General features: G+C 62.2%; 19 protein-coding genes and 2 pseudogenes. 10 read left to right on the forward strand and 11 right to left on the reverse strand.

Translation table 11 applies throughout. The features are described 5' to 3' along the window. Nucleotides 1–140: 140 nt before the first annotated feature. Complete coding sequence (locus P1U48_RS09730; RefSeq protein WP_301068786.1) at nucleotides 141–1,385, forward strand: glycosyltransferase; 1,245 nt, start codon at nucleotides 141–143, stop codon at nucleotides 1,383–1,385. 77 nt (nucleotides 1,386–1,462) lie between these two features. Here the strand turns inward: P1U48_RS09730 and P1U48_RS09735 are convergent, their stop codons facing one another. Continuing rightward, the gene (locus tag P1U48_RS09735) at nucleotides 1,463–1,951 is read right to left on the reverse strand and encodes a DUF3576 domain-containing protein (RefSeq protein WP_301068787.1); all 489 of its coding nucleotides are present in this window, start codon (nucleotides 1,949–1,951) and stop codon (nucleotides 1,463–1,465) included. A 297-nt stretch (nucleotides 1,952–2,248) separates the two neighbouring features. On the opposite strand from P1U48_RS09735, the gene P1U48_RS09740 reads away from it, so the two are divergent. The 3 genes from P1U48_RS09740 to P1U48_RS09750 all read left to right on the forward strand — a co-directional run bounded on the left by P1U48_RS09740 (nucleotide 2,249) and on the right by P1U48_RS09750 (nucleotide 4,292). Next, nucleotides 2,249–3,151: a porin gene (locus P1U48_RS09740; RefSeq protein WP_301068788.1), complete on the forward strand. Its 903-nt coding sequence runs from the start codon at nucleotides 2,249–2,251 to the stop codon at nucleotides 3,149–3,151. A gap of 135 nt (nucleotides 3,152–3,286) precedes the next feature. After that, nucleotides 3,287–3,586 carry a porin gene (locus tag P1U48_RS09745; protein WP_301068789.1) on the forward strand — a complete coding sequence of 100 codons (300 nt, stop codon included), beginning with the start codon at nucleotides 3,287–3,289 and terminating at the stop codon, nucleotides 3,584–3,586. A 58-nt stretch (nucleotides 3,587–3,644) separates the two neighbouring features. Beyond that, nucleotides 3,645–4,292, forward strand: coding sequence for a YggS family pyridoxal phosphate-dependent enzyme (locus P1U48_RS09750; RefSeq protein ID WP_301068790.1), 648 nt, complete (start codon nucleotides 3,645–3,647; stop codon nucleotides 4,290–4,292). Here P1U48_RS09750 and P1U48_RS09755 read toward each other — a convergent pair. Together P1U48_RS09755 and ribA are read right to left on the reverse strand one after the other, a co-directional pair. After that, nucleotides 4,289–4,786 (reverse strand): L,D-transpeptidase family protein, encoded by a 498-nt coding sequence (locus tag P1U48_RS09755; RefSeq protein ID WP_301068791.1) that lies wholly within the window; start codon nucleotides 4,784–4,786, stop codon nucleotides 4,289–4,291. The two genes, P1U48_RS09750 and P1U48_RS09755, sit on opposite strands and share 4 nt — an antisense overlap. Next, nucleotides 4,783–5,874 (reverse strand): GTP cyclohydrolase II, encoded by a 1,092-nt coding sequence (gene ribA / locus P1U48_RS09760; protein ID WP_301068792.1) that lies wholly within the window; start codon nucleotides 5,872–5,874, stop codon nucleotides 4,783–4,785. The genes P1U48_RS09755 and ribA overlap by 4 nt, the downstream gene beginning before the upstream one ends. A gap of 162 nt (nucleotides 5,875–6,036) precedes the next feature. Between ribA and P1U48_RS09765 the strand changes: the two genes are divergently transcribed. Both P1U48_RS09765 and P1U48_RS09770 read left to right on the forward strand, forming a co-directional pair. After that, the gene (locus P1U48_RS09765; RefSeq protein WP_301068793.1) at nucleotides 6,037–6,723 is read left to right on the forward strand and encodes a response regulator transcription factor; all 687 of its coding nucleotides are present in this window, start codon (nucleotides 6,037–6,039) and stop codon (nucleotides 6,721–6,723) included. Between the two features lie 293 nt (nucleotides 6,724–7,016). Further along, nucleotides 7,017–7,820 (forward strand): hypothetical protein, encoded by an 804-nt coding sequence (locus tag P1U48_RS09770; RefSeq protein WP_301068794.1) that lies wholly within the window; start codon nucleotides 7,017–7,019, stop codon nucleotides 7,818–7,820. Between the two features lie 26 nt (nucleotides 7,821–7,846). Here the strand turns inward: P1U48_RS09770 and P1U48_RS09775 are convergent, their stop codons facing one another. The 4 genes and pseudogenes from P1U48_RS09775 to hmgA all read right to left on the reverse strand — a co-directional run bounded on the left by P1U48_RS09775 (nucleotide 7,847) and on the right by hmgA (nucleotide 10,540). Continuing rightward, nucleotides 7,847–8,458 carry a hypothetical protein gene (locus P1U48_RS09775; RefSeq protein WP_301068795.1) on the reverse strand — a complete coding sequence of 204 codons (612 nt, stop codon included), beginning with the start codon at nucleotides 8,456–8,458 and terminating at the stop codon, nucleotides 7,847–7,849. A 41-nt stretch (nucleotides 8,459–8,499) separates the two neighbouring features. Further along, nucleotides 8,500–8,760 (reverse strand): annotated as a pseudogene (locus P1U48_RS09780) (FAD-dependent oxidoreductase); the annotation flags it as partial. Beyond that, a pseudogene (locus P1U48_RS09785) lies at nucleotides 8,746–9,000 on the reverse strand (MBL fold metallo-hydrolase); the annotation flags it as partial. The pseudogenes P1U48_RS09780 and P1U48_RS09785, both read right to left, overlap by 15 nt. Before the next feature lie 172 nt (nucleotides 9,001–9,172). Then, nucleotides 9,173–10,540 carry a homogentisate 1,2-dioxygenase gene (gene hmgA / locus P1U48_RS09790; protein ID WP_301068796.1) on the reverse strand — a complete coding sequence of 456 codons (1,368 nt, stop codon included), beginning with the start codon at nucleotides 10,538–10,540 and terminating at the stop codon, nucleotides 9,173–9,175. A gap of 80 nt (nucleotides 10,541–10,620) precedes the next feature. Between hmgA and P1U48_RS09795 the strand changes: the two genes are divergently transcribed. The 4 genes from P1U48_RS09795 to P1U48_RS09810 all read left to right on the forward strand — a co-directional run bounded on the left by P1U48_RS09795 (nucleotide 10,621) and on the right by P1U48_RS09810 (nucleotide 14,366). Then, on the forward strand, nucleotides 10,621–11,055 hold the full coding sequence (locus P1U48_RS09795) for a MarR family transcriptional regulator (RefSeq protein ID WP_301068797.1): 435 nt from the start codon (nucleotides 10,621–10,623) through the stop codon (nucleotides 11,053–11,055). 181 nt (nucleotides 11,056–11,236) lie between these two features. After that, a complete protein-coding gene (locus P1U48_RS09800) occupies nucleotides 11,237–11,836 on the forward strand; it encodes a TRAP transporter small permease subunit (protein ID WP_301068798.1) in 600 nt (199 codons plus the stop codon). Then, nucleotides 11,833–13,143 (forward strand): TRAP transporter large permease subunit, encoded by a 1,311-nt coding sequence (locus tag P1U48_RS09805; protein WP_301068799.1) that lies wholly within the window; start codon nucleotides 11,833–11,835, stop codon nucleotides 13,141–13,143. The genes P1U48_RS09800 and P1U48_RS09805 overlap by 4 nt, the downstream gene beginning before the upstream one ends. 116 nt (nucleotides 13,144–13,259) lie before the next feature. Next, nucleotides 13,260–14,366, forward strand: coding sequence for a C4-dicarboxylate TRAP transporter substrate-binding protein (locus P1U48_RS09810; protein ID WP_301068800.1), 1,107 nt, complete (start codon nucleotides 13,260–13,262; stop codon nucleotides 14,364–14,366). Between the two features lie 119 nt (nucleotides 14,367–14,485). On the opposite strand, the gene P1U48_RS09815 is transcribed toward P1U48_RS09810, so the two are convergent. The 4 genes from P1U48_RS09815 to P1U48_RS09830 all read right to left on the reverse strand — a co-directional run bounded on the left by P1U48_RS09815 (nucleotide 14,486) and on the right by P1U48_RS09830 (nucleotide 18,307). Beyond that, nucleotides 14,486–15,367: a cyclase family protein gene (locus P1U48_RS09815; RefSeq protein WP_301068801.1), complete on the reverse strand. Its 882-nt coding sequence runs from the start codon at nucleotides 15,365–15,367 to the stop codon at nucleotides 14,486–14,488. A 41-nt stretch (nucleotides 15,368–15,408) separates the two neighbouring features. Then, on the reverse strand, nucleotides 15,409–16,266 hold the full coding sequence (locus P1U48_RS09820) for a sulfurtransferase (protein ID WP_301068802.1): 858 nt from the start codon (nucleotides 16,264–16,266) through the stop codon (nucleotides 15,409–15,411). 31 nt (nucleotides 16,267–16,297) lie between these two features. Next, complete coding sequence (locus P1U48_RS09825) at nucleotides 16,298–17,815, reverse strand: GMC oxidoreductase (protein WP_301068803.1); 1,518 nt, start codon at nucleotides 17,813–17,815, stop codon at nucleotides 16,298–16,300. Between the two features lie 153 nt (nucleotides 17,816–17,968). Continuing rightward, a complete protein-coding gene (locus P1U48_RS09830; RefSeq protein ID WP_301068804.1) occupies nucleotides 17,969–18,307 on the reverse strand; it encodes a hypothetical protein in 339 nt (112 codons plus the stop codon). Nucleotides 18,308–18,309: the final 2 nt, after the last annotated feature.

The raw sequence follows: 18,309 nt of genomic DNA on the forward strand, positions 1-18,309 counted from the left end.
CTCATGCATTCTTAAGGTCCGCTGGGGTGATATGCGGCAATTCCGCAAGGGTCCAGTGCGATTGCGGGTCGGGCCGGTCCCCAGGGCTGTTCTTGACGGTTGGCGCGCGTATAATGGACAGAACGATACCCCGAGGCCGCATGAATATTCTATTCATCCACCAGAACTTTCCCGGGCAGTTCAAGCATCTGTCGGTGGCTCTGGCAAAAGAGGGGCATCATGTCGTTGCCCTGACCCTCAGGGTGAAGGAACCGACAACCTGGAACGGCGTTCGAATTCTGCCCTATACGATCCTGCGCAAGACCCCGCAGAAAACCCATCCCTGGGTCACCGATTTCGACAGCAAGGTCACCCGGGCGGAATCCTGCTATGTCGCGGCCAAAAAGCTGAAGGAAACCGGTTATCAGCCGGACATCATCATCGCCCATCCCGGTTGGGGCGAATCCCTGTTCCTGCGCGATGTCTGGCCAAAGGCGCGGATCGGTCTGTATTGCGAATTGTTCCATCTGGCCGATTATCCGCATATGAATTTCGACCCGGAATTCGGCCGCAAAGACCCTGAGGTCGAGGCCCTGCGCATCCGGTTGAAAAATCTCAACAATCAGATGCATTTCGAAATCGCCCAGGCGGGGATCAGCCCGACGCATTTTCAGGCCGACACCTTTCCCGAACCATTCCGCAGCAAGATCAGCGTGATCCATGACGGCATCGACACCGACATGATCCGGCGCAACCAATGGGCCAGCTACCAACTGCCCGAGGGCGGTGCCCTGACCCGCAAGGACGAGGTCATCACCTTTGTGAATCGCAACCTTGAGCCCTATCGCGGCTATCACATTTTCATGCGCGCCCTGCCGCGGCTGCTGAAGGCCCGGCCGAATGCGCAGATCCTGATCGTTGGCGGCGACGGTGTCAGCTATGGCTCGGCGCCGCGCGATGGCGCCACCTGGAAACAGATCTTTGTCGACGAGGTGCGCGGCCAGATCTCGGATGCGGATTGGGCGCGGGTGCATTTCCTGGGCCGGATTCCCTACAAGAAATTCATTGAGCTGCTGCAGCTCAGCCGGGCGCATGTCTATCTGACCTACCCGTTCGTGCTGTCCTGGTCGCTGTTTGAGGCAATGTGCGCCGAAACCGCCATTGTCGCGTCAAACACCGAACCGGTGCGCGAGGCGGTGCGGCATGACGAAACCGGGCGCTTGATCGATTTCTTTGACGGCGACGCGCTGGTGGCCGAGGTTTGCGGGCTGCTCGACTCAGCCGAGGCGCGGGCGCGGCTGGGACGCGCCGCGCGGGCCCATATCCGTGACACGTATGATCTGAAAACCATCTGTCTGCCCAAGCAGATGGAATGGGTGCATGCGCTGGCAGCGATGTCTGTCTGACCGGGCCGACCCAGGCTCGCTCTGGCCGGCCAGGGAAATCCCGGCCTAGACCCTTACAATCATTCCGAAATCAGACGTCAGAACCGTCCGTCGGCAACCCGCATCTGCCGCGCTCGGGTCAGGATCGCATCCTCGACCGCGCGATGGGTTGCTGCACTGACCGGGCGACCGCCCTGGGTCTGCAACGACAGGTTCAGCGACCGCGCCTCAAGCGCCGGGTCGCGGATATAGACAGTGGCGCGATAGGACCGCCCGCCACCTGGCGGGGTGCCATAGCCGGTCACGATCACCCCGGTGAAGGGATCGACCGATTGAACCGGAAGGAAATCAAGCACATCCAGAGAGGCATTCCAGAGGTAGCGGTTGACCCCAACCTTGGTGCCATCGTCGCGTTGCTTGAACAGGTCGAAAATAGAGGTGCCGTCGCCCTTTTCAGTCGGATCACCGACAAACGACGAATCTTTCGCCAAAGTGTCGGTTTCGGTGACGCCCCGGCCGCCGAACAGGCCGCCACCGCGCCCGCCACATGCCGCGAGTGACACCACCAGCAAAGCCGCGGCCGTCATCCTGAAAACACGCGAAAAAACCATCACTCTGCCCGCTCCCACCGTGCTGCTTCCGTCCTACCCAAGCCCCGGACAGGGGGCAAGTGAATTCAGGTCACAGCACCTTTGTGTTATGGACCCCTCATAAGGCGCGGGCGGAACCGTGGCAACACTGTGACATTGCTGCACCAACTTCAGCCTCAGAAAGTGACCCCCTCGCCCTGCGCTTGCGTTCCACACCTGAAAAGAGCGAAAGAAGCGCCATACCCAAGCCGGATTCCCCGGATTTGGGGTGACTGAGAAACCCGAGGGAAAACGATGAAAAAAATTCTCTTCGCAACGACCGCGCTGATCGCCACTGCTGGCATGGCTGCTGCGGACGTCAAACTGAGCGGCTATGGCCGTTTCGGTGTCATTTATGTGGAAAACGCAAACCGCGAATTCAGCATCACGTCGCGCTTCCGTCTGAATGTCGACGTGTCGACCACGGCTGACAACGGCATCACCTTTGGTGGCCGTGTTCGTCTGCAAGGCAACAGCAACGCCAACGGCACGACCACTGCTCCGGTTTTCAACGCCGCGCGCTTCTACGCCACGTCCGGCGGCCTGACTGTTGCTGTCGGCAACATCACGGGCGCCATCGAACAGATGCCATATACCTACCATGGTTCGATCGGCCTGACCGGTCTGGGCTATGCAAACGTGGGTTTTGGCTTTAACGCCTCAATGTACGACTCCGCCACCCCCGCTGGCGGCTATGCAACCGGCCTTGAAGTCATCTACAAAGCTGACATGTTCACCCTGCACGCTTCATATGACGACCCGGTCGGTGGCGGCATCGGCCAGCAACAGCGTATCGCTGTGGCCGCATCCGGCACGTTCAGCGGCTACACCATTGCTCTGGCTTACCAAGATTCGAACTTTGGACCCGACAGCGAGTTCCTGGCCACGGTTGCCGGAGAAGTTGGGCCGGCGACGCTGAGCGCAAACTACACGCGCAACCATGCGGACCAGGACATGTTCACCGTTGCTGCAGAAGCAGACGTTGCAGCGGCAACTTCGATTCAAGCGTTTTTCGCGTATGATGAGAGCCAAGTGACCGAAGAAGCCTTCGGTATTGGCTTCCACCATAACCTCGGCGGCGGCGCTTCGCTCCGCGGTGGTGCGGTTTCGCGCCACGGCACCACGGTGGCTGACTTCGGCGTTCTGTTCAACTTCTAAGTTGTTCGGTTAAGCTGACTTTGAAAGGGCAGGCCTCAGGGCCTGCCCTTTTTCTATGCCGGATCGCGCCCCGCAACCGATCACGATCGCGCGCCACGCCTTGCCAGGCGATCGGGCCTGCCGCATCCTGCTCCAATGATCCTGCGCCCTGCCCTGATCCTGTGCCTTTTTGCCGGTCCCCCGGCGCTGGCTGATCCGCTGATCCGCTTCACCGGTGAGGCGCGGATGGGTGTGACCTATGATGGCAGCGCCACACGCAAGACCGACGCTTACGGCCTGGCCCAGATCGACACTCGAATCGCGACAACTACAGACAACGGCCTGGAAATCGGCATGCAGATGCGGATCATCGCGTCCTCCGGCGGCCCGTCAACCGCCTCGGCGCCACGTTTCTACATCACCACCGGAACGGTTGCGGATTTGCCGCGCCGCTGACGGGTTTCCATCGGGCGAAAAATCGTGTTCTCTCGCCGCGCCCGGATTGGAGCCCGCCATGTCCCTGTCAGAAATCCAGACCCGTATCGCAACAGCCGAATCCGCCGCCGGACGAAACCCAGGATCAACCCGGCTGATCGCGGTGTCCAAGATGCAGCCCGATGACAAGGTCGAGGCGGTGCTGCGTCAGGGCCACCGCATCTTTGGCGAAAACCGGGTGCAAGAGGCGGCAGGCAAATGGCCCGGATTTCGCGAGAAATACGACGGGATCGAACTGCATATCATCGGCCCGCTGCAATCCAACAAGCTGCGGCAGGCGATGGAACTGGCGCAGGCCATCCATTCGCTGGACCGGCCGAAACTGGCGGCCGGACTGGCCCGGCTGGCACAGGAAACCGGCGCCTGTCCGGATCTGTTCATCCAGGTGAACACCGGAGAAGAGCCGCAAAAGGCCGGGGTCCTGCCCGCCGAGACCGACGCCTTTGTCGCCGAATGCCGGGGGCTGGATCTGCCGGTGATCGGGCTGATGTGCATCCCGCCGGTGGAGGAGGAGCCCAGCCTGCATTTCGCGCTGCTGGCCAAGATTGCCGCGCGCAACGGGCTGGAGGGGCTGTCGATGGGCATGTCGGGCGATTTCGAAACCGCGATCCGGCTGGGCGCGACTCACGTCCGGGTCGGCTCGGCGCTGTTCGGCGCCCGCGATTAGGCGGGCACGATCAACCGGCTGCCGGGCTGGATTGCCGCAGCGATCCAGCGAAGATGATCGCGGCGAAAGCCGATGCAGCCCGCCGTCGGAAAACCCGGCCGCCGCCATTGATGCAGGAAAATCGCCGAGCCGCGCCCAGCCTCGGCCAGCGGCCAGTTCCAGTCGGTGACCAGAACGATATCATAGAGCGGATCGCCCCGGCGCAGCCTTTCCCGACTGCCCCGGATCGGCACCTGGACCAATTGGTTGTAATCGGCATGGCCGGAAATATCGCACCAGAGATCGCGCGGCCCGATCGGTTCGGCCCAGTTTGCCGGGCGGGCGATGCGATCGGCGCGGTAGAGCATGCCGACAATCCGGTGGGTCCCCACCGGGGTGCCGCCATCGCCCTCACGCTTGTCGCTGACCCGGCCACCGCGCCCCAGGGTGCAGGGCCAATATTGGCCGAGGAACCGAACCCCGCGCGGCGTCAGCACCAGATCGGCGGGGGTCACAGCAGATGCCCGGACTTCGCGGCCTTGGTCGCCAGATAGGTGCGGTTATGCTCGGTCTCGCCAACCTTCAGCGGCACCCGTTCGGTGACTGTGATGCCGTTTTTTTCCATCATCGCGATCTTGGCCGGGTTGTTGGTCAGCAGCCGAACCGAGGCAAAGCCCATCCGCTTCAGGATCTCGGCACCGATGCGGAAATCGCGCTCGTCATCCTCAAAGCCCAGCCGGTGGTTGGCCTCGACCGTGTCAAAGCCCTGGTCCTGCAGGGAATAGGCGCGCATCTTATTGGCCAGGCCGATGCCGCGCCCCTCCTGATTGAGGTAGAGCAACACCCCGGCGCCCTCGGCCCCCATCTGCGCCAGCGCACCGCGCAATTGCGGGCCGCAATCGCATTTCAGCGACCCCAGCAGGTCGCCGGTGAAACAGGCCGAATGCAGCCGGGCCAGCACCGGCGCATCGCGGGGCGGCTTGCCGATCTCGATGGCGTAATGTTCCTCGCCGCCATCCTCGGGGCGGAACACATGCACTCGCCCGGCCTCAGACACGGCCAGCGGCACCCGGGCCGAGACCACCGGATGCAGCGGGTTCATCTGGTCCAGCACCTCGGCGGCGGCGATGGCGTTGATCAGGGTCAGGGAATTTTCAGCGGCAAATCCAACCGGGTCCGGCAGATCCAACACCAGAACCGCCGGCAGGATACGGGCGGATTTCGCCAGTTTCAGACCCAGCCGATGCAGATGTGCCGGGCCCTCGCGCACCGCCACCAGCGGCCCCTTCATCGGAGATTTCAGATCATCCGCCGGATCGGCAACGGCGGTCAGCCACCCCTGAGTCGCAGCACCCGGCAGCGCAATCCGCGCCAGATCGCCGTCATAGGGCCGCGCCTTGAGCGTTGTCGCCCGTCGCGCGGTGATCGCCAGAACCGGCCGCCCCGGCAGCGCCAGAACATCGCCAAGTCGTTGCGGCGACAGGGTTTCCACCGCCAGAACCAGCGCGCCTTGCGTGCCGTCACTCAGCACCACCCCCAGCCCCATGCGCAGATCGGCACGGGCGCGGGACAGACCTTCGGCGATATCAGGGGCAAGACTCATCATTCGATTCCGCAACAACAGCCCGGCAGATGTAGCCGCTTCGGGCGGATTTTGAAACATTGCCCGGCGGATGGACACGTCCGCGTGAGGCGTTTGCAGCAATCCTTGCCGCAACCGTGAGCGATAGCGATGTCTCTCTCACCAGAAAAGGAGGGTCCGATCATGGGACAACTCAAAAAGATACTTCTCGTCGATGACGAAGACGATCTGCGCGAGGCGCTGAGCGAGCAGCTTGTCATGACCGAGGATTTCGATGTCTTCGAGGCCGCCAATGGCACCGAGGCGATGCAAAAGGTCAAAGAAGGTCATTTCGACCTGCTGATCCTTGACGTCGGCCTGCCGGACACGGATGGGCGCGAATTGTGCCGGTTGATGCGCAAGCAGGGGGTGAAATCGCCGATCCTGATGCTGACCGGCCATGACAGCGATTCCGATACCATTCTCGGCCTCGATGCCGGGGCCAACGATTACGTGCCCAAGCCGTTCAAGTTTCCGGTGCTCCTGGCCCGGATCCGCGCCCAGCTGCGCCAGCATGAGCAGAGCGAAGACGCGGTGTTCCAGCTTGGGCCCTACACCTTCAAACCGGCGGCAAAGATGTTGCTGACCGAGGATGAAAAGAAGATCCGGCTGACCGAGAAGGAAACCAATATCCTGAAATTCCTTTACCGCGCCACCGAGGGTGTCGTCGCCCGCGATGTGCTGCTGCACGAGGTCTGGGGCTATAACGCCGGGGTCACCACCCACACGCTGGAGACGCATATCTACCGGCTGCGGCAAAAGATCGAACCGGATCCCTCGAACGCCCGGCTGCTGGTGACGGAATCCGGCGGGTATCGGCTGGTGGCCTGACCTTCGCTGCCGAATTTGGTTGCCGAACAACCACAACTTTAACGCGAGCGTATGGAATTCCATACCTGACTTGAGGTAAATCAAAGTGGTAGGCTTGGCTAAGCTTATCGTTACCCCATCCGGGCGTGGCCGGAACCTGCCACGCAACCTCCCTGTTGAACTGACCCGGGCAGAATTGCCCGGGTCTTCTTTTTTGCGCACCACCCCGCATATCCCACATTCGCGAAGCTTGTCCGCGCCGTGCAGACAACCCTGTCCGCCGGTGCCATCCTGGCACCCGGAGGATCCCACCAATGACCGAACAGACCGTTGAACCCTACGTTGGCCTTGCCTACCGCGAGCGCAGCTACACCCCGGACCCCGAAGAAGAGCGCCGCCTGCTGGCGATCTGCGGCACTGATCCGGCGGTGTTTGGCGGCGGGCTCGACCCGGCGACCTTCATCACCCATGCGATCGAGGAACAGGTGCGCAACGGCATCTCCTCGTCGGGCGGGGTCAACATGGTGCAATGGCTCATCGTCGATGACCTGCCCCGGTTCGGCGAGGCGGTCACTGTCACCGGCGGAGTCACCGCCATCTCTCAGGCGCCACGCGGCCGGATCACCGAATCCGAGGCGCAATATCGCGGTGCCGACGGGCGGCACTGCCTGAACTCTGGCCGGGTCTCGCTGAAGACCGACCCGAGCAAATACGCCGACCCGAAACTGCGCGGCGCCGGCAAGCGGCCCGATCCGGTGATTGCCGACCCGGCGGCACTGCAGGTGGTCGAAGAGGTGCAGCTGACACCCGAGATCGTCTGCGGCTACAGCGCCAATACCGCCAATCCGATCCACAATAACATGGATGCCGCCAACCGTGCCGGATATCGCGCACCGATCATCGGCGGGGCGCATGGGGTGCGCTATCTGACACGCGCGATCTGGTCACATTTCGCGCCGCGCCATGTGCATATGGACATCCGCTTTCGCCGCCCGATCCACTGGGATGACGCGTTTGAAGTGCGGATTGCGGGCGGGGACTCCTGGACCGCAATCGGGCTGACCCGCGACGGCAAGGTGCTGGTGGAAATGGCGATCCGCGACCTTGTGCCCGGCTGAGTGTCTTGCCTGACCGGATCTCGCTGCTAAAGCGATCCACCACAGCCGATCCGAACGAAAGCAGCCATGTCCCTTGTCCTGATTGCCGGGAGTGGCCGCTGCGCCAAGGGGGCCTGAATCAGATCGGCGAGCCCTGCCGAGTCCATGACTCCGTGCGTGCGCTGCGCCAGTCGCTCATCGGCTATGAACAGGCGCGGCGCTTCCCAGGTCGCCGCTCCCGCGCGCACCACATCCGGATACGCCCGCACACAGGCAGCCAGCCTGGCACAGGCCCGGGCGACGCGGGTCATTCTGGGCAGATCCTGCGCCGACACCCGCCAACGGACGGCGTTGTATAGCTGTGGAATCAGCACCAGATCGGCCTGCGTCAGCCTGTCGCAAAAGGCAAAGGGGCCGGTCGGGTCCAACATCTGTTCCACGGTCTCAAGCCCGGAACGGATGAAACGGCGCATCCAAGCGGCGCGGGTGTCGCCCCGGCCCGTCAGCCCTTCGACATGGGCGGCGACGCGCAGGTTGCAGACCGGGTGAATGTCACAGACGATGGCCTGCACCACCGCCCGCATCCGGGCCAGTTCTGCCGGATCCGCCGGGCGCAGCGTCAATCGACCGGTGTCTTCGAGGTCATCCAGGATCGCCATTTCCACCAGCCCCAGTTTCCAGCCAAGGTTGTCGACATCAGGATGTCCAGCACAACCTGGTCTTGGCGGATTTCGACCGCTTCGACGCGGTTCTTGCCCCGGATCTCAATCGGGGCGCCATCCGCCTGGGCCTGACGGATGCGATCCACCAGGAAGCGTTCGAAATAGGGTTGTTGCAGGTTGATGAAGGCGGGGAAGTTATGGCCCGCCTCGGGCGCGAGGTTGAATTCGAACATCTTGCCGTCTCGGTGAAACACCTTGCCCAGATTCCAGACCACGCCCCTGGCGACCATGTCTTCGCCGACCAGCGCATCGCCACGCCCCGGTGCAATGCTCTTGGGTTCAAAATCCGCGATATTGGCCAGCGTGTCTTCCCAATCGCGGTAATGGGCATCACCGCAATAGCAGGCCGAGTGGCATTCGACGATATCGCCGGTGAACATCACCTCTTGATCCGGCACCCAGATCACCGCATCGCCAGCGGTATGGGCACGGCCCAGTTTCTTGATATCGATCCGGCGCTTGCCCAGATAAACCGTCACCAACCTCGATAAAGCTGATCTTCTTGTCTTCCATATCGCTTTGCGATGCGAATGCCTTGGCCAAGAGGGGTGCCCTTTTCGGGTCCGTCTGATGCGGGGGAGTGTGGATTGAATGGCCAGTCGAAGGGCGTGTTACCCGCGGCCAGCAGCCTGCCGGAACCGGCCCGGCGGGTCAGTCCCAGCGGCCCTCGGGGGTGCCATCGAAATGTTTCTCCAGGCTGTCCCAGCAGTCGATGTAATCATCCTGCAAAGGCGCGGCCTTGGCGGCGAAGCGGGTCAGGTGCTGGGGGAACCGGGTTTCGAACATGAAGGACATGGTGTTGTCCAGCTTGACCGGCTTCAACTCGGAATGGGTGGCCTTTTCAAAGGCGCTGTTGTCCGGGCCATGCGGGATCATCATGTTGTGCAAGCTCATCCCACCGGGGGCAAATCCGTCCGGCTTGGCGTCATATTCGCCATAAATATTGCCCATCAACTCGGACATGACGTTCTTGTGGTACCAAGGCGGGCGAAAGGTGTCTTCCATTGTCATCCAGCGTTCGCGGAACAGGACAAAGTCGATATTCGCCGTGCCTTCGACCCCGGAGGGCGCGGTCAGCACCGTAAAGATCGACGGATCGGGATGGTCGAACAGGATCGCGCCAATCGGGCAATAGGTGCGCAGGTCATATTTGACCGGACAGTAATTGCCATGCCAGGCGACAACATCCAGCGGCGAATGGTCGATGCGGGTCTGATGAAACTGGCCCTGCCATTTGATCACCACCCGGCTGGGCGCGTCGCGGTCCTCGAACGCGGCGACAGGGGTCTTGAAATCGCGACGGTTGGCCATGCAATTGGCACCGATCGGTCCACGCCCCGGCAAATCGAATTTCTGCCCGTAGTTTTCACAGACAAAGCCACGCGCCGGGCCGTCGATCAGTTCGACCCGGTAGAGCAGGCCGCGCGGCAGAATCACGATTTCCTGCGGCGCCAGATCAATGACACCCAGTTCGGTGCAGAACCGCAGGCGCCCCTCCTGCGGCACCACCAACAACTCGCTGTCGGCGGAAAAGAAATATTCGTCATGCATCGATTCGGTGACCAGGTAGATATGCGAGGCCATCCCGACCTGGGTATAGACATCGCCCGCCGTGGTCATGGTGCGCATCCCGGTGATCCAGGTCAGCGGCACGGTGCCATGCGGCATCGGGCTCCAGCGGTATTGGCCGAGGCTGATCACGTCAGGGTCGACATTCGGCGCCGACTGCCAATGGGGCATCGCGATCTTTTCATAGCGGTGCGAATGCTTGACCGAGGGCCGGATACGATAGCACCAGGTGCGTTCGTTCTGATGGCTGGGCGCGGTAAAGGCGGTGCCGGAGAGTTGCTCTCCATATAGGCCATAGGCGCATTTTTGCGGGCTGTTGCGGCCTTCGGGCAGGGCACCGGGCAGCGCCTCAGTCTCGAAATCATTGCCAAACCCGGGCATATACCCGTCATGCAGCACGGTGGCCCCGGCGGCGCGGGTCAGTCCCGAAATTTTGCTGGGCCCGTTCATGGCGACTTCCTCTCCTTTGACAGGGCGCATGCTTATGGTTACTTTTGTAACTAACAAGGGGCTATTTCGGGTTCTGCCAGGTGCAGCAAACAGACTTTGATCTATCGGGATTCACACCCTACCTGCTGAACCAGGCCGCCGAGGCGCAAAGCGTGGATTTCTCGTCCATCTACAAGAATCGCTATGGGATGTTGCGGACCGAATGGCGGGTGTTGTTCCACCTTGGCCGCTACGGCCCGATGAGCGCCAAAGAGATTTCGACCCTCGCCAACATCCACAAAACCAAGATTTCCCGCGCGGTGCGCGCGCTTGGCGAAAAGCAATTTCTGGCCCGCGAAACCAGTGGCACAGATCGCCGGGTTGAGCATCTGGTGCTGCGACCGCCGGGCCACGAGGCGTTCGACTATCTTGTCGAGGCCGCCGCAGAACATGAACGCGCGCTCAGCCGCAAACTGGGGAAACAGAATGTCAAAACCCTCAAATTGCTGCTCAAAGCCCTGGCGTCGCGGCAATGACCGCTTGCTTAGAGCGGTGCCGTTCCATCCTCTGGCCAGCTTTCGGGACGCAGGTCACCTTTTTGCGACGAGTGATGTGGAATAATATTCCACTGCGCTCGAGCATACGTTTGACTCGCGCCATACAAATCTTTAGGCGCGGTTAGAGCCTAGTCTGGGCCTGCACGGGGAGGTGCGCAAAGTGTCTGATCAGATCGTCATGCGGAAGCCTTTGGGCATCGTGGACCGCAGCGCGCTCCGCGTTATCGACGGGCTCAGCAATGTGCTGATGGTTGTCGGCAGTGTTGCCTTGATGCTGATGATGATTCAGGTCAGCGCCGATGTGGTCGGCAAGTTCGTCTTCAACAGCCCGGTGCCGGTCACGCTGGAAATGGTGTCAAACTATTACATGCTCGCGGTTGTGTTCCTGCCCTTTGCGGCGGTCGAACGGGTGGAGGGGAACATCCATGTCGAGCTGATCTATGCCCACCTGCCGCGCGCGGTCAAACGGGTGCTGGATATCATCACCTACCTTCTGTTCTCTTGGCTGCTCTGGCTGCTGGTGACTGGAACCTGGAAGGTCGCGTTGAAAAAATACAAGGTAGGTGAATATATCATGGGCTCCTATTCGATCGCCATCTGGCCGACCCGCTTCCTGATCCCGATCGGCTGCGCCCTGCTGCTGGCGCTGGTTCTGGTCAAGCTGGTGCGCGCTGTCGTGGTGCTGTTCCGGGCGGACCTGGACGACACCGACGGGCCAGCTGACGGCCCTGTGGATCCGATTGCGGGGACGGCCATATGATCGATCTGGCGAAAGAAACAGTCGGCTTTCTCGGCATCGGTGTCCTGCTTCTGATGATCTTTCTGCGGGTGCCGATCGGCGTGGCGCTGGCAACGGTCTCGATCGGCGGGCTGTCCATCATCATCGGCGAACGAGCGACCATCGGGATCATTTCGCAAATCCCCTATGATTTCACCGCGCATTGGACGCTGAGTTCGATCCCGATGTTCCTGTTCATGGGCTATCTTTGCTACCATGCGGGGCTGACAACAGGCCTGTTCCGACTGGCGCGGCTGTGGTTGTCCTGGATGCCCGGCGGGCTATCCGTGGCCTCGATCCAGGGCTCGGCGTTGTTCGCGGCGGTGACCGGATCAAGCCTGGCCTGCACCGCGGCCATGGGGCGGATCGCGGTGCCGGAAATGTTGAAGGCGGGCTATGACAAGGGCCTGGCCACCGGCACCATCGCCGCGGCTGGCACCATCGGGTCGATGATCCCACCGTCGATCCTGTTGATTATCTATGGCATCTTTGTCGAGGAATCGATCGCCAAGCTGTTCATGGGGGCATTGATCCCCGGTATCATGACGGCGGTGTTCTATTCGCTCATGGTGGTCGTTCGCTGCTGGATTTCACCGTCGCTTGCGCCGCCGATCCGCGAGGATGTCAGCATGCGCGACCGCATCTACGCGGTCAAGGACACCTGGCCGGTGATGCTGTTGGTGGTTGGCGTGTTTGGCGGGCTGTTCAGCGGCATCTTTACCCCGACCGAAGCGGGCGCCGTCGGCGCAGCGCTGGCCTTCCTGATCGGTCTGGCCAAACGGGCGTTGTCCTGGCCGGTGTTGCGTGATGCGATTGGCGAAACCCTGCGCACCACCGCCTCGATCTTTCTGATTGCCATCGGGGCGCAGCTGCTGACCCGGTTCTTTGGCCTGTCCGGCACCACCCAGATCATCGCGGATTTCATTTCCTCACCGGAATACAGTCAGCTGCAGGTGATCCTGATCATCTCGGTGATCCTGATCCTGTTGGGGATGCTGCTGGACCCGATCGGGATCATGCTGCTGACGATCCCGATCCTGCTGCCGGTGCTTGAAGCGCGCGACATCAACATGATCTGGTTCGGCGTGCTGATGGCCAAGTTCCTCGAAATCGGGTTCATCACCCCGCCGGTCGGGCTGAATGTCTTTGTCGTCAAAGGCATTGTCGGGGATCAGGTGCCTATTCACAGCATCTTCAAAGGTGTGGCCTGGTTCGTGGTGATGGATTTCATCGTGATCGCAGCGCTGATTGCCTTTCCGGCGATCATCCTGTGGCTGCCGGGGGGCTGACAAATAAATGGGGCCAGCTTGGCATTGCAGCCGGGCGCGGTCCTCATAGAATTAACCAATGGCCGCGATTTGCATAAATCCGCAGACACGGCAAACTTTCCAAGGGAGGAAACCACATGAAGATGACAACTCTGGCGATCGCGCTGATAGGCTGCACAGCCTCGACGGCGATGGCCACCGATATCACGATCACCAACTGGACCGGGCCCAAGCACCCGGTCAATGTCGGCGGCTACGGCCCGCTGATCGAAACCCTGACCGCCAACGGCTTTGACGTTCAGAGCTTCGAAGGCGGCGCGCTGTTGGGTGCGAAACCGGCACTGGCCGGTATTGGTGACGGCGTCGCCAGCATGGGCATGCTCGCCATGAGCTATTTCCCTGCTGAGTTCCCGAACGCCCAGCTGGTTGCGGATATGGGTCTGTCGACCCCAAACAACCTGACGGCCATGGCTGCCATGACCGAATACAACCTGATGCATTGCCCGGAATGCCTGGCTGAATACAAGGCGGCGAATCTGGTCTATTTCGGGACCTACTCCACCGCGCCTTATAGGATCATTTCCAGCACGCCGATCCGGTCGACCGCTGATCTGGCCGGCAAGAAAATGCGCGTGCCGGGCGGCCTGTGGTCACGTTGGGCGCAATCCGTGGGCGGTGTTGAGGTCAACGTGCCGTCGTCGGAAATGTTCGAAGGTCTGGACAAGGGCGCGCTGGATATCGCCATTCAGTCCGCTGGCGCCTTCCGCTCCTATCAGCTTTGGGATGCGGCGAAATACCTGACCACCCTGAACCTCGGCACCTATCATTCGCTGTCACTGCTGAGCACGAACCGCGATTTCTGGGCCGATCTGACCGATCAGCAACGCGCTTTGATCCGTGACGATGCCGCCCGCGCCGCGACCGACACCACCCTGCTCTACACCAAGACCGACGCCGAGGTTCTGGCCCAGTTGGACGAGCATGGTATCGAGCTGATCGAACCCTCGGACGAGATGAAGGCAGCCAAGGATGAATTCGTCAAAAACGATGTCGATGTCATCGTCTCCAACGCCATTTCCAACTATGGCGTTCCCGACGCGGCCGAAAAGGTGAAAACCTTGCTGGGCCTGATCGACAAATGGAGCAAGGTCGTTGAAGACGCCGACGGCGACCGCGATACGATCATCGCCAAGCTGAACGAAGACGTGTTCAGCAAGCTTCCTGCCGATTACGGCATGAACTGATCAAAGGCTAAGACAATGATGCCGACCGGATCAAACCGGTCGGCATTTTCTATTGCGGATCGCGGGTAATCCCCCCAGCGCACGCAGCCTCCCCCAGCCAGACAGACGACAGACGCGGCTCAGCGCAGCAGGACGGGCCGCACCGGCGCGCCGGTTGCGCCTCTGATCTTGGGGGACAGCATCGCGAAACAGGCGGTGGCCAGACCGTCGCGGACAACGCCCTCGAGCGCGAGGTTCTCGATCAGCCAGACGCCATGCTCGACCAACGCCAGTTGATGCACTGGCATGATCACCTCGGGGTCGGTGCCGGGCAGCACTTCGACCGCCATATTGTCGGCACCGATGGCAACCACGCCCTGTTCGATCAGCCAGGCCGCCGCTTCGACTCCGATCCCCGGTTCGCCCTGCAGATAGCGCGCATTGTCGGTCTCGTAATGCCGCCCCCAACCGGTGCGGATCAAGGCAACATCGCCGGGTTCGACCTGAAAGCCACCGCGCCCCGCCGCGCGTTCCAGATCCGCAGCCGTCACCAGATCGCCGGTGTTCAGGCCTTCGGCGCCGCCCACGTCAAAGAGGATACCCCGGGTGATCATCGGCGGAATCTGTTCGGCGCCGAGGGTTTCCAACCCCCAGCTGGTCACCTCGTCCTCGGCGCTTCGCCCCCCGAACATGCGTGACCCGGTCGAAACATGGCCCAGCGCATCGACATGGGTGCCGGTGTGCATGGTCATCTCGATCCGTTCCAGATTGGTGCCCATCTCGTTGCGGTGCCCGGTGGCGCGGCGGCGGCGGATGGTGTCGCGCCAATTGGCAAAGATCGACATCAGGAACGGCGACTGGTTCGGCCCCATGCAGGGGGCGCCATAATAGATCTGCTGGCTGATGTCGTGAATTTGACCCTGGCTGACCAGGGCCAGGGCCGCCAACGTCTTTTCCGGTGTCAGATGGGCCGAGGCGCCCTGCCCGGCCTGAAAATCCCAATGCGAATGGTCGTGATGCATGTCTTCTCCCTCAACGGCAGGTGGTGGCGGGCAACCCGGTACTAACTGCCCTCTGACTCCATCGGGCGCGCCGGGTCCGACGCCCAGTCGATGAGCGAGCCATCGTAAAGTGCGGCATCCCTGCGCCCGATCAGATGCAGCGCAAAGCTGGTGCCGCTGGCAGCGATCCCGCCGCCGCAATAATTGATGATGCGCGGGCTGTTCAGCACCCCGGCGGCGTCGAATATCGTGTGCAGCGCCTCGGCGGGACGCAAGCGCGTGGTTCCCGGTTCCAGCAGATCGCGGAATGGCACGCTCACGCTTCCCGGGATCCGCCCCGGACGCCCGTAATGCGCGCCGCCGGTTCCGGCAAATTGCTCGGCCGACAGCGCGTTGACCAGCACCGTGGCGGGATCCTGCATCGCGGCGGCAACGGCCCCGGCATCAACGCGCAGGTCAGGGCGCGGGCGGGCGACGAAATCACCGGGCTCCGGCGCGCCCTCATCCTGATCGGTGAGCGGCAGACCGGCTTCGACCCAGGCCTCAAGCCCGCCGTCGAGAAGGCGCACATCACGCGCGCCGGAGGCCAGCAGCACCCACCAGCAGCGCATCACCGGCACCGGATAGCCGCGGCCGTAGAGCACAATAATGCTGTCCTCATTGACACCCTCTGCACGCATCAGCCGCTGCACTGTCGCCGCCGGAGGCAGACCATAGGGCACCGATCCCTCGGGCGCCGAAAGGTCATCGCCCATCGACAGGTAACGGGCGCCAGGAATATGCGCCTTTTGCCAATCTGGTCGGCCAGATATCAGCACCGATTTTCCGACCGGTTGCGGTTGCATCTCGACACTACAATCAAAGATCCGCAGCCGCGGATCGTCGCGGTTGTCCTGCAACCATTGGCTGGTGCACAGCATCTCTCACTCCCTTTTGGCGGCGCCCGGCGCCTCAGCCCCTGGCAAGGAACCGCGCCGCCACGTTTTCGGCCCAGGCGCCGATACTCAGCGTCGGCGGTGACGCCGTCGGGCGCGGAAAGGCGGCGGCATCGACAACGTAGAGCCCTGGCACCCCATGCACCTCGCCATTCGCCGCGATGACCCCGCCCGCATCGGCCTCGCCGACACAGGCGCCGCCCATCGGATGCACGGTAGCCGGGGTCTTGCCCGCATAGATCCGCCGCCCGGACCGGCGCCCCATTTCCATCAGCGCGTCATGGATTTGCCGGTAGATCGGGCTGTTGGACGGATCAAAATGAATGCGGAATCGCCGACCTTCGGAGGTTGCAACGCCATCCATCGCATCCTCGCCCATGCCGCTGACCACCATGCCGCGTTTCAACCGCTCGCGGATGAACTTGGGGAAAGGATAGGAATTGACGCTCGGCAGGTTGTTGCGGCCGATCCCGACCTGCGGCAACGACTCGTCGCGCAGCTTGATCGCGCCCTTGCTCGGCACCCCTTCGGAATAGTCGCGATCCTGGTCGTTCAGATCCCAGAACCCACGGATATCGCCGTTGCCGCTGAATCGTTTGCCCAGGTTCGGCATGCCCGACAGCCCGTGATAACGGTCGCGACTTTCCAGCAGCAGCCGCAGCGTGTTCATCGTGCCGGCGCCGAGAAAGACGTTATCCGCCTCGATCGTCGCCCGCACGCGTTGGTTGTGGTCGAAATAATCGACCCGAAACCGCCGCCCGCCGCCCGTTTGCGCGGAGATCGAGATCGCCTCGCAGAGTGCACGCACCTCCAGCCCCTTGCGGATGGCCGGGCCGAGATAGACGAAATCCATCGTCGATTTCGATCCCGACGGCGCACCGAGAAAGCCGTGATCGCCGGTGCTGTAATCCGTCTCCCACCTTTCGATGCCGGCCTCGGTCTGGGTCAGCTTGGGGTTCGCCGGGTCCTCGGGAAATCTGAACCCGACCCGCACCTCGTCCTTGGGGACCACCGGTGTGAATTCCGGATGGTTGGAATAGATCTCCATCGCACTATGCGGCGGGGCGTTGTCCGGACCAGGCCGGGTCGACCCGACGCGCGCGACAAATGCCGCATAATGCGGGGCCATCGAGGCTTCGTTGAGGTCGGGGCAATGGCCGTCCCAGTAATCGGGACGCGCGGGCCGTCGGTGCAGGGCAGAATAGACATGGCTGCCGCCGCCGACGCCCGAGGAACAGACCACTTCCATCCCGCGTGAATAATAGACCTCGAACAGCCCCTTGCGGTTGATCCGTGTCCGCCCCCAGGGCAACAACGGGTGATAGACGGAGCGCATGGCCCGGGCAAAGAGGCTGATCCCGCGCGGCAGTGGCGTGCGGTCCTTGATCCCCATCGAACGCACCGGCACCGTGTCCCACCAGGGCCCACGCTCCAACACCGTGACCTGAACCCCGCTTTCAGCAAGCCGCGCAGCGGTGACCGAGCCGCCGAACCCGCTGCCAATTACAACCGCATCCGTCGAATCCGACCCCATGCATTTTCTCCTCAACTCACGGAGTTCGGTGGCGGGCGCAGCCCGCTGGCGCCCGGCCCCGGATGTTCCATAGTCTTCGGTCAGGCCCGCGATCGCCCGAGGGCGACGCGAGCGCTATCCGATCATGCCGGGCCGCAGGGCCGCAGCGCTGCGTTACTCGGCGGCTGTCGCTTTTGCCGGTTCAACCACGTCATTGATCCTGACCTCATCGGCGTCATTATCGACGACAACGTAATTGTCGTAATAGGTCAGGGTCGGACGGGCGCCAAAACGCTTTTCCATATTCGTCGCCCAATCGGCGTCATACCAGGCCTCGGCCGCCTCACGCGATTCCCAGAGGTAGACGCCGCCGCCACCGGCTTCGCCGTTCAGGTAATATTTGCGCTTGAGTCCGGGCATGTCGACATAGGTCGGCACGGATTTCCGAGCGGCTTCGATGGCAACTTCTTCGCTGCGCAGAACACCCGGAATTTGTACGATGGCAATAAACATAG

The organism is Pseudooceanicola sp. (assembly GCF_029213205.1).
GTDB lineage: Bacteria > Pseudomonadota > Alphaproteobacteria > Rhodobacterales > Rhodobacteraceae > Pseudooceanicola.